Annotated in this window: 14 protein-coding genes; all 14 read right to left on the bottom strand. The window is 59.0% G+C overall.

The features are described from left to right. Window positions 1-9: 9 nt before the first annotated feature. The 14 genes from ABD806_RS03770 to ABD806_RS03835 all read right to left on the bottom strand — a co-directional run bounded on the left by ABD806_RS03770 (window position 10) and on the right by ABD806_RS03835 (window position 12782). Window positions 10-2184: a DUF6701 domain-containing protein gene (locus ABD806_RS03770; RefSeq protein ID WP_344954854.1), complete on the bottom strand. Its 2175-nt coding sequence runs from the start codon at window positions 2182-2184 to the stop codon at window positions 10-12. Then, window positions 2181-2567: a hypothetical protein gene (locus ABD806_RS03775; protein ID WP_344954856.1), complete on the bottom strand. Its 387-nt coding sequence runs from the start codon at window positions 2565-2567 to the stop codon at window positions 2181-2183. Before ABD806_RS03775 ends, ABD806_RS03770 begins: the two co-directional genes overlap by 4 nt. Further along, entirely contained in the window at window positions 2557-3312 is a 756-nt protein-coding gene (locus tag ABD806_RS03780) for a prepilin-type N-terminal cleavage/methylation domain-containing protein (RefSeq protein ID WP_344954859.1), read from the bottom strand. Before ABD806_RS03780 ends, ABD806_RS03775 begins: the two co-directional genes overlap by 11 nt. Further along, entirely contained in the window at window positions 3309-3845 is a 537-nt protein-coding gene (locus ABD806_RS03785) for a type IV pilus modification PilV family protein (RefSeq protein WP_344954861.1), read from the bottom strand. The genes ABD806_RS03780 and ABD806_RS03785 overlap by 4 nt, the downstream gene beginning before the upstream one ends. Next, window positions 3835-4386, bottom strand: coding sequence for a prepilin-type N-terminal cleavage/methylation domain-containing protein (locus ABD806_RS03790; protein WP_344954863.1), 552 nt, complete (start codon window positions 4384-4386; stop codon window positions 3835-3837). Before ABD806_RS03790 ends, ABD806_RS03785 begins: the two co-directional genes overlap by 11 nt. Window positions 4387-4424: 38 nt before the next feature. Continuing rightward, window positions 4425-4934, bottom strand: coding sequence for a pilus assembly FimT family protein (locus tag ABD806_RS03795; RefSeq protein ID WP_344954865.1), 510 nt, complete (start codon window positions 4932-4934; stop codon window positions 4425-4427). A 160-nt stretch (window positions 4935-5094) separates the two neighbouring features. Next, the gene (locus tag ABD806_RS03800) at window positions 5095-6318 is read right to left on the bottom strand and encodes a type II secretion system F family protein (protein WP_344954868.1); all 1224 of its coding nucleotides are present in this window, start codon (window positions 6316-6318) and stop codon (window positions 5095-5097) included. After that, window positions 6318-8015 carry a GspE/PulE family protein gene (locus tag ABD806_RS03805; protein WP_344954870.1) on the bottom strand — a complete coding sequence of 566 codons (1698 nt, stop codon included), beginning with the start codon at window positions 8013-8015 and terminating at the stop codon, window positions 6318-6320. Before ABD806_RS03805 ends, ABD806_RS03800 begins: the two co-directional genes overlap by 1 nt. Beyond that, window positions 7993-8763: a tetratricopeptide repeat protein gene (locus tag ABD806_RS03810; RefSeq protein ID WP_344954872.1), complete on the bottom strand. Its 771-nt coding sequence runs from the start codon at window positions 8761-8763 to the stop codon at window positions 7993-7995. The genes ABD806_RS03805 and ABD806_RS03810 overlap by 23 nt, the downstream gene beginning before the upstream one ends. Further along, entirely contained in the window at window positions 8760-10376 is a 1617-nt protein-coding gene (mshL, locus tag ABD806_RS03815) for a pilus (MSHA type) biogenesis protein MshL (RefSeq protein WP_344954874.1), read from the bottom strand. Before mshL ends, ABD806_RS03810 begins: the two co-directional genes overlap by 4 nt. Next, window positions 10373-10693 carry a hypothetical protein gene (locus tag ABD806_RS03820; RefSeq protein WP_344954876.1) on the bottom strand — a complete coding sequence of 107 codons (321 nt, stop codon included), beginning with the start codon at window positions 10691-10693 and terminating at the stop codon, window positions 10373-10375. Before ABD806_RS03820 ends, mshL begins: the two co-directional genes overlap by 4 nt. Further along, the gene (locus ABD806_RS03825) at window positions 10686-11342 is read right to left on the bottom strand and encodes an MSHA biogenesis protein MshJ (RefSeq protein ID WP_344954878.1); all 657 of its coding nucleotides are present in this window, start codon (window positions 11340-11342) and stop codon (window positions 10686-10688) included. The genes ABD806_RS03820 and ABD806_RS03825 overlap by 8 nt, the downstream gene beginning before the upstream one ends. Beyond that, window positions 11339-11920 (bottom strand): PilN domain-containing protein, encoded by a 582-nt coding sequence (locus ABD806_RS03830; protein ID WP_344954880.1) that lies wholly within the window; start codon window positions 11918-11920, stop codon window positions 11339-11341. The genes ABD806_RS03825 and ABD806_RS03830 overlap by 4 nt, the downstream gene beginning before the upstream one ends. After that, complete coding sequence (locus ABD806_RS03835) at window positions 11904-12782, bottom strand: MSHA biogenesis protein MshI (protein WP_344954882.1); 879 nt, start codon at window positions 12780-12782, stop codon at window positions 11904-11906. The genes ABD806_RS03830 and ABD806_RS03835 overlap by 17 nt, the downstream gene beginning before the upstream one ends. Window positions 12783-12815: the final 33 nt, after the last annotated feature.

Below are 12815 nucleotides of genomic sequence, written 5' to 3' on the forward strand. Positions count from 1 at the left end.
CTGCGGGTATCAGCGGACCACCTCCCGTCGGTTGAAGGTGCGGTCATTGGCATGTTTGCGTCGCTCTTCGGTGATGTTCAGCCTGGCGGAGGGGCTAACCAGCGTGTCGCCATCATGGGGTTGCAACCACTGATCCACCTCAAGCTCCACCTCGAATTCGGCTGCCCGCTGATATCCCGTGACGATTATCCCGTCGAGGCCGTTGCCATCATTATCTACCGCCAGCGATGGCGATGCGGCACCCTCCGGTTTGGTCGCGGTCGCAGTGATGGCGGCACCATTCTTGATATGACTGGCAAAGCTGAAGTGATTTTCGGTCTCGGGCACGGGATTGTTGCCTTTATCAAGGTAATACAGCTGCCCCCTGATATGACCATCGGTATTGATCGGCAGCTCGGTGTCTTCCAGAGTCAGGAAACCGTAGCGCAGCCGGTCCTGCTCATCCGCCAATGTGGTCTCGTCATCCACACCCTGGGTGTGATCATGACCACCGATGGTCAGCTGCAGTGGCTGCGCCAAACTGGTTTCGGCAAAGGGAAGCTCTTTCTTTAATATCAGACCGTCAGGATCCAGCTCGATCAGGTGCTGTCCCGACTCTGGTTCCGAGTAGGCCAGCTTCATTGGAGAGGACGACAGGATGCTGTCCAGCCAGAACTCGCTATTGGCCTTGAGACCACCGGCAAATTCGCCGCTGTAGCTGGGCAGCGAGTTACCATTTGTATCCAAGCCTTCCACCACAAAGCCGGGCAGCCTTGCAAACCCGATCGGATCCGGTTGCGCTGCATAAACCACGTTCTGCTCTAGATCACCGGATACGCTTTCTTTTACGCGAAGCGACGCCGGCACGGTACGGCCGATATTGGCACTGGAACCCTTGGTTAACCTATTGCCACAGTTATCGGCATAAGACGCACAATGATCGGCCACCACGGCTTTTACCAAGGTAACCTGAGTAAAACCGATTTCATCGTCGAAAGCGTCAAGGGGCGTACTTCCCGAGCCTGCGCTTGGCTCGCTAATTGTCACTTCTTCGGGAAGATTGAAGTTGTACCCGGGGAGCTCTGCACCTTGTTGATCGTTGCTGCCATCAACACCATAGGCCAGGAATGTGAGTGGGACCGAGGTCGACTCCCCGGCCCTGGCCAGCACTGGACAGCCCGAATGATCCGCATAAATAAAGGCGTCTCCTACCGGCGGACACTGGCCGGCCGGCTGCACTTCTACCCTATAGGGCACAAATGCCAGCTCAACACTTTGGGGGGCTTGCCCTTCAGCCTTGGGAATCAGGGTCAGAGGCAGTGCCGTGGGACGATTATATTTGATATAAAGCGGGGTGTTCAGTGGCAGCCGATAGTCCCCATTATTTGCAAGTGGAGTATAAGGGCCGCTATCACCAACCCTCTTATAGGAGAGCTCGCCACCACCGTAGCTTAGCTGAAATTCTTGTTCGGTAGCGGCACCTGAGCTTGCGATGGTTATTTTTGCGGCATTCCCATCCTCTCCGTTTACATAACCAATTTGTTCGACCACATCCAGAGTGGGTTGTTCCTGCTCTTTATCAAACCAGCTGAAGTCATATGAACAGCTGTTACTGCTATCAATCTCAGCATGAGATTGCATCGTTAAATCACGAGAGCTCACTCGGCCACAAAAGTCGCCATGGGGTGTTTGCAGGGTAATATCGCCTGTGGCATAGAGGTAACCATAAAACTGTCCTTTAATATTTGCATTGCCATTGACAAACACCAAAGCACCATTATTACTACCACCAACGCGACCATGTGGCTTTACATCCAGATCCCCATTAATAATATAAAGATCCTCTCCACTGCCATTACCAAAAACTTCATGATTCTCTACATTATGTGCATTATCAATAATATAAACATCTTCTCTATCTTTTAATTTATTAAAGTCAACTGATACAGTCGCCGAAAAATCATTATCCACATAACAACGGTCGCCATAACACCTAGCATGTTGATGGTTGTTATTAAAGCGTTTGAACTCGACCAGTCCTGATGCTCTGCCTTCCCCCAGTATCGCGGCATGCGAATTCATACTGATTACACCACTAGCGGAATGACTCTGCACCGTATAAGGAAAGATTTCTTCAATGGTCTGTGCCAACGTGGGAGCACTCCAGCACAGGGGCACCAGCAGCAGGGCTTTCAGATAGTTCATTCAATCACCTCGACTTCAATATTGCGGATAACCGTTATTGGGCCGGTGCTACAGCTGCCCTTGGCAACCACATTAATCTGGATAGTACCGGTTTCGTCAACGGTATGCCGAGGCCCGGTTTCGGCCTCGGCCGCGCAGCCACGGATTTCGGTCGTGACCGCCGCACTGGCATTGATATCGGCCAGCAGTTCAAACACCTTCCGTTCCAGGGCCGACTCGGCCGCCAGCCGGGCATTCAGCGCCTGCGCCTCGTATACCAGCTGCTGGCTGCTCTGGCCGGAAAGCCGCGCCAACCCCGTCATCAGCGCGGCCATCACCAGAATGATAAATATCACGCTCAGCAGCATGCTGCCGCCGTCTCTGGAACGTATGCTAGGGCTCATAGATCACCGAGATCTGGCTGGGCAGCACCAGCTCGCCATCACGGGTTTGCAGCGACAGCTCCAGATGCAGCAACTGAAGGGACTCATCATAGTCTGAAAAAGCGCTACTGGACATGATATTGGTCAACATCAGGACGGGAGCCGACCAGCCGGCGGCCGTCTTTTGGTCACGCCATAGGCCGCCATTTTGCAGGCAAAAGCGTAACTGACGCTGATGCAGCAGGGTATAACGCTTGTTCTGCCCCTCCCGATCAAAGCTGGCCGGCAGACCAAAGGCATCGGCAAAGGCCAGACTGTCGGGTGCCGAAACCAGATCCTTCAGCGCAACCACATTATCCGGCAGGCTGGCAGGATACGCTTTCCATCTTACCTCCTCAGCGCTGCTATCGGCGCGTACCGCCAAGTTTATCTCGCTGACAGGCTCGCCCTGCAATACCAGCGGCACGATAAAACGGGCGCTACCATCGCTTACCAGCCCGCTGTATTTTCCGGCGGCCAACACCGGCACGAAAGACACGCAACGGTTACTCTCGCTCAGGTAAAGGCTGGGGCTGTAGGCCAGGCTCAGTTCCCGCTTGATGCGCTCCATGGCGAAACGGGCACCGGCCAGGGCCTGGGCGCGCTGCGCCGTACCCACATAGCTGCCGGCCAGATCGGCGATAAAACGGGTGCCGAACGCGGCGCTGATGCCGATCAATACCAGCACGATCACCAGCTCCAGCAGGGTAAAGCCGCGCGCCTTCATCGGAGATTGTACCTGTGCAGGGTAAAAGAAAGGGTGCTGCCACGGGCAATGCTGATGCCAATGGTCACTTCCTTGAAGGGCTGCCCTTTAGCATCGGTGCTTGGCGTCACACAGCTTTCCACGGTAAAGCGCCGGTAGAGCGCGGCCTGAGATAATCCCAGCTGGGTGGCCAGTTGCTCGCCGTCAAGGGCGCCGCCATCACACCAATCGCTAAAATCATCCACATCATCAAAACGGGTAATCAGGCCCTTGTCCGCTTCCTCTTCGGTTCCAAACTCGGCCTCGACCGTACAATCGAAGCCGGGGGTTATATCACACCGCTGCTGCATATTCGGATTATTTTGCCCATCGTATTTAACCGCCAGGACCTGCTCCACCAGACCCTCGGCCAGCGACACCGCCCGAAACTGAAACACCGGATCCAGCTGGCGCGGCTGACTGGCGAAAAACAGCGTCGCCCCCCCCAGCACGATAGCGAGAATGGTCAGCCCCAGCACAAACTCCAGCAGGCTGAAGCCGTGTTCAGGGCGCATGAATATAGCCCTCGGTTTCCACCCGAACGGTTTTACCGCCCAGGATGATATCGAGTGGTTCTGTCAACAGAACCGGATTGCCGGCAAGAATAATAAAAGGACGCCCCAGCCGACTGTCTTCACTGAGAAAATCGGAACCGGCGGCCGGGCTGCCAAATTGCAGGATAAGCGGCAAGGCTTTGCTCGCCTCTATATCCAGGTTACCAGCGCCCAGAAACAGGCCTTGCCCGGCATGCTCTTCCAGTACTGTATCGGCAAGCAGTGTTAACGACAAATCGCAGTTTTGGGTAAGGGAAAAACCGGTGGCGGTGATAATTACCCGGCTGCAACGCTGCAAATCCCCCCCTTTTAACGCGGCTTCTGGATCATTCATCGCTCGTAGCTGGGCCAGCCGTAACAGGCCCATCAGGCTGTCGGCCTGCAACCGTTGCTCAAACTGGCCACCCACCGGCAGGCGCGGCAAGGCCACCGCCGCCAATATGCCGACCAGCAGCAGCACGGTTATCAATTCAAGCAGGGTAAAACCGGCGGATTTATGCATAGGGGGAAAAAAGGCGGCTTACGCCGCCTTTTCTGTGATTAGCAACTTGTAGTTACACTTGTAATAACTGGAGCATCGGTTGCCGTCGCTTGAGTATACTCCACATTACAACCTGTTTTCTGACCAATACGAGCAGAAGGAATGATTGTTATCTTTCCAGAGTCGATGAAGTGGGTAAACGACTTGCCTGCTGCGGCTGTATCAGCATTACCACCTGTACCTAAAGTACCGGCACCGATATCCAAATCTTGCAACATAGCGATAATACCAGCCTCAGCAGCCGTAGGATAACCATAAACAAATGAAACATCAGCTCCATCTACATCATGTGTAGCAGCTGTGGTTTCCTTATCCCATCCTTCCAGAATAGCTTTGGTATTCGCCAATGTGGTGGCCGACTGGATAGACCCTTTTAAAGAGTTAATATTTGCACTATACGCATCACCCTGCAGGTTCAGGAAACGCGGGGCCGCCACTGCACCCAGGATGCCCAGGATCACAATCACCACGACCAGCTCGATCAGGGTAAAACCCGCTGCTTTTTTCATAAAGACTCTCTTATTTCAAGTTATATTTTTGTTGAAAAAAATTAGCCACTTTCTAATAACTATCAGCTGCTTACCGCCTATATGACAAGCCGGGGGCAATCATACTAAGCGTAAGTTTTTTTATCCAGCCCGTTTGCTTGAGGTTAAGCCGCCGCCATTATTATCTGCCTTGTGTTACATCCACCATATCCCACATGGGGGTGAAGATACCCAGTGCCAAAATCAGCACCATCGTCGAAATCACCACTATCAGCAGCGGCTCGATCCTGGCGCTCAGGTTGGCGATATCATAATCCACCTCCTGTTCGTAGAAACGGCCCGCCTCCATCACCATTTCATCCACCCGGCCGGTTTCCTCCCCCACCCGGAACATCTGCAGGATAAGCGGGGTAAACACCCGGCTCTCGCGGGCGACCTCCGGCAGGCTGCGGCCGCCGGCCAGCCCTTCGCCCATCGCCAGGATGGCACGGGTCAGGAAGGCGTTGGCGGTGGCGTTGCCCGCCAGGGTCAGCACCCGGGTGATGGGCACCCCGGCCGCCAGCATCATGGCAAAGCTGCGACAGAAACGGGCCAGTAAAATACGCTTGAGCAGCGGCCCGACGATGGGCAGCCGCAGCTGCCACTGGTGCCAGGCATAGCGGCCCGCCGGGGTGCGGATATAGCGCCACCAGAGCCCCGCCACCGCCGCCATCAGCAGCAACAGCTGGCTGCTGTAATTCACCATGAAATGCGAGGTACCCAGCAGGAAGCGGGTGGTCCAGGGCAGCTCGGCGCCCATGCCGGCAAACATGCTGCTGAATGCCGGGATCACATAGAGGTTGATCACCACCATGGCGCCGGCCATAGCCGCCATCACAAACAGCGGGTAACGGATGGCCGCCTTCACCCGTCGACGGGTATCCAGCTCCAGCTGGTAATAGTGGGCCAGCTGTAAAAACGCCTGTTCCAGCTGCCCCGTGCTTTCTCCCACTTCCACCAGGGAGACAAACAGCGAATTGAAAAGTTGGGGATGGGCGGCGAGCGCGCTCGCCAGGGTCTGGCCGTTGCTCAGGGCCAATGCCACCGCCTGCAGCGCCTCGCTCAATACCTTATTGTCGGTGGTCTCGGACAGGCCTTCGATAATCTGCAGTATGGGGATACCGGCGCGGGTCAGGGAAGCCAGCTGGCGGCTGAGGATCAGCAACACCTCGGGTTTCAGGCCACCCTTGAGGAACTGCCTGATCTCGAGCCAGGTCTTGACGCTGGCTGCGGCCGGCTTTATTTCTATGGGCAACAGACCCGACCCGATCAGGCTGTCACCCACCGCCTGGGCGCTGGCGGCTTCCATCCTGCCGTGGCTGAGCTGCCCCTGGCGATCACGGGCCCGGTATTCGAAAAACGGCATCAGTCACTCCACTCCGCCAGCCGCAGCACTTCCCGCACCGAAGTCCGACCGTCCATCGCCAGATCGAGGGCCGCCTGGGCCAGGGTCCGGAACTCCTCACGTCCTGCCAGCTGGCGATTGAAGGCTTCTATATCCTGTTCGCGCAGGGCATCGGCCATCTCATGGTTGATCTCCAGCCACTCAAACACCCCGAGCCGCCCCTTAAAGCCGCTATGGTTACAGCCGGCGCAGCCGCGCCCGTGGTAATAGCGGGCATTGTCCGCCGCCGGGTTCAGATGCAGCAGGAACTGCCGTTCGCCCTCTTCCGGCAGATAAGGCTCCCGGCAGTGCTCACAGAGCCGGCGTACCAGCCGCTGGGCCAGCACCGCCTTGAGGGTACTGGCCACCAGATAGCCGGGCACCCCCATATCCATCAGCCGCACCGCCGAGCTGGGTGCGTCGTTGGTGTGCAGGGTAGACAGCACCAAATGGCCGGTCAACGCCCCGCGCATGGCAATTTCGGCGGTGTCCTGATCGCGCATCTCGCCGATCAACAGCACATCCGGATCCTGCCGCAGGCTGGTGCGCAGTATACGGGCAAAGGTCAGGCCAATCTTGCCGTTGACCTGGACCTGATTGACTCGCGGCAATCGGTATTCCACCGGATCCTCGGCGGTGATGATCTTGCGTTCCGGGGTGTTCAGTTCGCTGAGCGCCCCGTAGAGGGTGGTGGTCTTACCGCTGCCGGTGGGGCCGGTGACCAGTATGATGCCGTTGGGGCTGGCCAGCCGGCGGCGAAAGGCCGCCAGCATGGCCGGCGGCATACCGGCCTTGTCCAGTCCCAGCAGTCCCCGGGATTGATCGAGCAGCCGCAGCACCACCGCCTCGCCGCCCTGCACCGGCATGGTGGCCATGCGCACATCAACCCGGCTGTCGCGGATGCTCAGTTCGAAGCGGCCATCCTGGGGCAGCCGACGCTCGGCGATATCCAGTCCGGCCATCAGCTTGAGCCGCGACAACAGGGCCGGGCCGATGGCGGCCTCTTTCAGCTCGGTTTCCTGCAGCACGCCGTCCACCCGCATGCGCAGGCGGATCAGCGTTTTCTCCGGCTCTATATGGATATCGGATGCCCCTATCTGCAGGGCATCTTCAAACAAAGAGTTAAGCAGCTTGGCCACCGTAGCCTCGCTGTCATCCAGAGCGTCGCCGTCGTTCAGGGTGCGGCTGGGCGCATGCTCATCATGCAGCTGGCCGGCCAGGCTGGCGATATCGTCGGTGCGCCGGTACAGCTGGTCATAGAGCGCCAGCAGCTGGCTGTGGGGGGCCACCGCCAGCTGGATCTCCCGGGGGGCCAGCAGGTGGCTGATGGCGTCCTGGGTATCCAGATCGGCCGGATCCGACAGCACCAGGGTCGCACTGGTCTCATCGCCGGCGATCACCAGCGCCCGGTAACGACGGGCATAGACTTCCGACAACAGCTTGACGGCATCCTTATCGATCCGCTCCCTGTTCAGATCGAGCAGCGGCAAATCCAGCTGACGGGCCACGAAGCCCAGCAGTTCCAATTCGCTGAGCATCCCCATCTGTACCAGATGGATTCCCATCCGACCGCCGTCGCGCTGCTGCCGCTCGAGTACCGCTTCCAACTGCGCCGGGCTGATCACCCCATGTTCGAGCAGCAGTTCGCCCAGTCGTTTAGTGAGTTTGCGTTGCGCCATATTGCTCCAGTTGTTGCCGCACGAATCGCAGGGAGGCGGTGCCGAGATCGGCGCTGGCCAGGGCCCTCTGGTAGGCCGGCACGAAGTCCTGTCCCAGCGAACGCTGGCAGAGACCCAGCGACAGCCACCAGGCACCGACATCCGGAGCATGGACCAGCAGGCGATGATAAAGCTCGACCGCGCTGTCGCAGTCCCCACTGCGCCGGGCCATCTCCGCCTTCAGGCTGTAATAATCCAGGTGGCTGGCCACTTCGGGGACAGCACCGTCCAACACACCGAAAGCAGCGGAATAGCGTTGCTGTTCGGCCAGCAAGCGGGCCAGCGCCAGACGCATATCCGCATGCCTGGGCGCCAGGGTCAGCCCCTGTTGCAACTGCACCCTGGCGTCGTCCAGCGCTCCCCGGCCATATTGCATGGCCGCCAGCCGCAGACGGATTTCCTGCTCATCCGGGTATTCCGCCAACAGCCGGGCCAGGCGGTATTCGGCTCGGGCCCAGTCACCCTCGGCCAGGGCCAGATCGGCCTGCTCCTGAGTTTGCCGTACCCGCTCAGGCCTGCTCAGGGTCACCTCGGTAATACTCAGCTCTCCCCCCGGGGCCGGCAGCTCAGCCAGTTGCTCGCTCCAGTCGGCCGCCTGCCACTCGTCGGCAAATTCCGGCTGCGCGGCCGAGCGTTCACTGGCCCAGCCGGCAGGGATCCAGGATGACAGCAAGGCGGCCAGCAATCCCAGGTAAGGGTGTCTGCTCATAAGGCTCCCGAGCTGATATTGGCCAGCGGCGCCGGCAGCGGCGGATACCATTTTTCCAGTAAGGAACGAGAGCGTTGCAGCTCGGTTTGCCAGGTATTCTCATTGACCACCACGGGGCGCAGCATGATCACCAGTTCACTCTTCCTGGTGGCCAGCTTGCGATTCTTGAACAGGTTGCCCAGTATCGGGATCTCGCTTAACAGGGGCACCCCCGAGTTCTGCTCGCTCTGGGTTTCCTGCATCAGGCCGCCGATGATGACAAGCTCGCCGGAACGGGCTTCGACCACGGTATCAGATTCGCGGATGCTGCTGCGTGCCAGGGGCAAGCTTATCGTGCCACTGCCGAAATTGATGGTTTTGGTACTGTCTTCGACCTGGCTGACGGAAGGATGCACATGCAGCAGGATACGATTATCATCGGCAATCTGCGGGGTGACGTCGAGGGAAATGCCGGAGAAAAACGGCGTCAGCTCTATCTCCGGGGTGGTGGTGGTCGAGGTGCCGGTGGTGGTGGTGACCGAAAAATCGGTAACGAAATATTCGTCGGTACCCACCTTGATCACCGCCTTCTGGTTATTACTGGCGGTCACCCTGGGGTTGGACAGGGTATTCACCTCACCCTGGGTTTGCAGCAGGCTGACCACCGCATTGAAATTACCATCGGTGATGTTGAATACCACGCCACCGCCCAACAGGTTGGCGATGGGATTCAATGCCAGGGTGGTGGGCGGGTAGATCAGGGCGCTGTCGGCGGTCACCAAGGGCTCGGGTGATCGGCTGGCGCTGCTGCCGGCGGTCAGGTTGCTCCAGTCGATGCCCTGCTCATAGCCATCGTTCAGTTCCACCTCGATGATCCGCGCCTCCAGCACCACCTGGCGTTTCAGCTGGCGTTCGGCCCGGGTTAAAAAGTCTTCCACCAGGCCCAGCTCATCGGGGGTACCCCGCACGCTGATCAGCCCGGCCTGGGGATTGGTGACCACCACCCGCCCCTCCTCCTCGCCCAGCAGCCGGCTCAGGGCAGCTTCAAGCTCCCCCCAGAAGTCGCTGTTGGCACTGGTGTTGATGCGGGTGCCGCTGTTGTCGCCGCCGTTATCGCTGCTGCTCAGGCTGCTGCCGCTGATCGCCGTTTGTGACAGGCCTTCCCGGCTCAGCATCAGGTAATTGACATTAAAGGTACGGGTGCGCACCCCGGAAGGAAATACCTGATAGATGTTGTCTGTTTTCTGAACCCCATAACCATAGAGGCCTGAAATCGCCGCCAGAATTTCCGGCAAGGTAACCTGACGTAAATACAGGCTGATGGTGCCATCCACCCCAGGGTGCACGGCGATGCTGATATCCTGCTCATCCCCCAAGGCGGCAAAAAAGCTGCGGGCATCCACTTCGTTGGCGGCGATATCGAAGCGCCGCTCTGCACGGGCGGGGGTCGCTTCCGCCCGACGCGCCTGGCCGGCCAGCAGCTCCCGCTCCACCGCCGCCGGCACAGGATCCGGCCGCAGCGTCAGCGCATCATCCAGGCCGCCCTTTGGCAAGCTGCCATCGGGTGCGCTGACACAGGCCGCCAGAGACAGGCTCAGCAACGCGATAACACATGTTTTTGGCACCGAGTTCATTGCACGCCCTGTGAGATAAGTGGAGAAAACAGCCTCAGCTCGAGGGATTCCCCTTGTGCTTCAAGCCGTACCTGCCGCCGTCCAATGGCCGCCAGCCGATAACCGCCGATCCGATCGCCCAGTCGATAGCGCTGATCGTCGATAATGGCACTGGCATCACGGCCATTGTGCATGACCGCCTGTAACCGAAACGGCTGACGGACCCCGGTCTCGATCACTGACGGCGACCTCGGCTCGGGCTCCAGGTTCAGGGGTCGGGTCGGGTCCTGCAACAGCGGGGCCGAGCCCAGCATCAGCAAGACTAACGGATTAACCACGCAACAGCTCCTTGTGTTCACTGAGGGTAAAAAAATCCAAACGGATACGGGCGACCGGATATTGCTCCAGCTCAAAACCCAGGCTTTGCCAGAATAATTTACCCTGCAGCAGCTCTAGCCGGCGCACATAGTCCAGCAACTGGACATAGCTGCCCGTCAGCTGCAGGCTGATGCCGTGTCGATACAGGGTATTACCGCCTTGGGTGGTGATCGCCTGGGCCGGCCTGTTCTGCAGCTGCACCAGTTGCAGGCCGCTGTCCTGCTCCAGCACGGCAAGCAGCAGCTCCGCCATCTGCTCTGGCCCCACCAGACTCTGCAGCCGGCCTTGCACACTGTTATCGAGCCGGGCCAGGCGGCGATTGAGCCGTTCTATCTGTTGTTTTTGATCGGTGTTCGACAGGCCCGCTATGCGTGCCTTGAGCGCCTCGCCCTGTTGTTGCCGTTCGGCGATGGTGCGGCTCAGCTGCTGGTTATCGGCGACCAGCTGCCGCTGGCGCGCCAATACCGTTGCCTCGAACAACAGCAGGCCCAGCCAGGCCAGCAAGGCCCAACCGGCACCCAGCAACAGCCAGCGTTCGCGCCTATTGCGGGCCATAAACAGGCGGTTCAGTTGTTGCCAGTGCTGTCGTTGCAAAGAGAACCCCTTCATCGGCTTGCCTGCTGTTCGCTGTGCAGGCTGAAAAACAGCAGCTCGTCCTGCCCCTGGCGGATCTCCAGCTGGCCAAAATCACGCCCGCGCAGGGAATCTGTTTGTTTGAATCCCAGGATCCAGGCAGGCACCGCCCGCGCATCCCGGGCATAACCGGTCAGCGTCATGGTCGAGCCATCCAGAGTCAGGCCCTGCAGGGACAGATCCCGCCAGGGCACACTGGCCAGATCGCTCAAAATGCCCCCATATGACACCAGATTGTCGCTGCTGAGCAGCCCGAGCAGCTGCCGTCGCTCGCGAATATTCTGCTCCAGCCGGTGGCGCTCATCCTCGTCCTGACTGCGGCTCAACAGGCTGACACCCTGCCGAAGGCGATCGAGATTGGCCTGGGTGGCCTCGGCATTGGCACTTAACTGGCGATGTTCCTGGGTTTTGCGATACACATCCAGGCCGGTCAGCGCGAATATCAGCAGCCAGACGATACCAATGACCAGGGCCCCCCTCGGCCACCACCGCAGGGAGGGGGACTCTTGCCGAGGCCGCAGGCTGGCCTGATAAAACTCAACCCGTTGCTTCATCGCCGCCACCCTTCAGCATCCCCAGGGCAGGCAGGGCCTGGGGGAGCAAGACCGCATCGGAAAGGGAGCTGGTCTGCATATTAAATATCTGGGCTATCGACTGCGCCAGGGCCGGGGTAACCCGCGCCGGCAAGGCCAGATACCAGTGTTCGGGGGGCATCAGCTTAAGCTGGCCGGTGGCATAGTCGATACTGCGCTGCAGCTCCAACAGCAGGTTGTCGAAAATAAATTGATCCGCCGATATCGAGTCGTCGTCGAGGGCCTGAAAACCGCGAATGGTCCGCGAAAACTGCCACTGCCGGTGATGAATAAAGAGCAGCGTCAGCTCCTGGCCCGGGGCCTTGTACAGCACCAGACCATGAATATCCGGCCCCAACAGATTGGCGAGTGCCAGTTCATCCACCCCTATGGTGACCACAGGGCACAACGGCGTGATCGCCTGAACCAGGCTGGCCAGCCGGTCCCGGGCGCTGTGATAGACGGCGATCCTGGCTTCCCCATGGGCCGATGGGGGCAGGTCGATATAGTCAAACAGCAGGTTGTCGACCGGTTCGTTGACCAGATCGCGCACGCACCAGGGCAGTGCCAGGGGCAATTCGTCATCGGGTAGCTTGGGCCTGGGCAGCTGCAGCTGCTGATACCAGCCGCGTCCCAATGCCAGTTGAATTCCACGGCCCTGCCAGCGTTGCTCCTCAATAAACGCAGCCAGGGCTGCGCCAGGCGCCTCATGGCGGGCAATCGCCCGTTGGTAAACCCGGGTCTGATCCTGCTCATCGATCGCCAGGATATTATCCTGTGTCAGATACACACCCAGTTTGGCTGTGGGGCCGTCTTTCTTAAACCCCTTGAGACTCAGTCGCATCTGGCCCGCACGTCAAAAAGAAAGGGCTCAGTA

The sequence above is a fragment of the Zobellella aerophila genome (assembly GCF_039539325.1).
Lineage (GTDB): Bacteria > Pseudomonadota > Gammaproteobacteria > Enterobacterales > Aeromonadaceae > Oceanimonas > Oceanimonas aerophila.

Bases quoted from the DNA above. Each gene is read 5' to 3' on its own strand.
- ABD806_RS03770 (WP_344954854.1), bottom strand. From the start codon at position 2,184: ATGAACTATCTGAAAGCCCTGCTGCTGGTGCCCCTGTGCTGGAGTGCT.
- ABD806_RS03775 (WP_344954856.1), bottom strand. From the start codon at position 2,567: ATGAGCCCTAGCATACGTTCCAGAGACGGCGGCAGCATGCTGCTGAGC.
- ABD806_RS03780 (WP_344954859.1), bottom strand. From the start codon at position 3,312: ATGAAGGCGCGCGGCTTTACCCTGCTGGAGCTGGTGATCGTGCTGGTA.
- ABD806_RS03785 (WP_344954861.1), bottom strand. From the start codon at position 3,845: ATGCGCCCTGAACACGGCTTCAGCCTGCTGGAGTTTGTGCTGGGGCTG.
- ABD806_RS03790 (WP_344954863.1), bottom strand. From the start codon at position 4,386: ATGCATAAATCCGCCGGTTTTACCCTGCTTGAATTGATAACCGTGCTG.
- ABD806_RS03795 (WP_344954865.1), bottom strand. From the start codon at position 4,934: ATGAAAAAAGCAGCGGGTTTTACCCTGATCGAGCTGGTCGTGGTGATT.
- ABD806_RS03800 (WP_344954868.1), bottom strand. From the start codon at position 6,318: ATGCCGTTTTTCGAATACCGGGCCCGTGATCGCCAGGGGCAGCTCAGC.
- ABD806_RS03805 (WP_344954870.1), bottom strand. From the start codon at position 8,015: ATGGCGCAACGCAAACTCACTAAACGACTGGGCGAACTGCTGCTCGAA.
- ABD806_RS03810 (WP_344954872.1), bottom strand. From the start codon at position 8,763: ATGAGCAGACACCCTTACCTGGGATTGCTGGCCGCCTTGCTGTCATCC.
- mshL (WP_344954874.1), bottom strand. From the start codon at position 10,376: ATGAACTCGGTGCCAAAAACATGTGTTATCGCGTTGCTGAGCCTGTCT.
- ABD806_RS03825 (WP_344954878.1), bottom strand. From the start codon at position 11,342: ATGAAGGGGTTCTCTTTGCAACGACAGCACTGGCAACAACTGAACCGC.
- ABD806_RS03830 (WP_344954880.1), bottom strand. From the start codon at position 11,920: ATGAAGCAACGGGTTGAGTTTTATCAGGCCAGCCTGCGGCCTCGGCAA.
- ABD806_RS03835 (WP_344954882.1), bottom strand. From the start codon at position 12,782: ATGCGACTGAGTCTCAAGGGGTTTAAGAAAGACGGCCCCACAGCCAAA.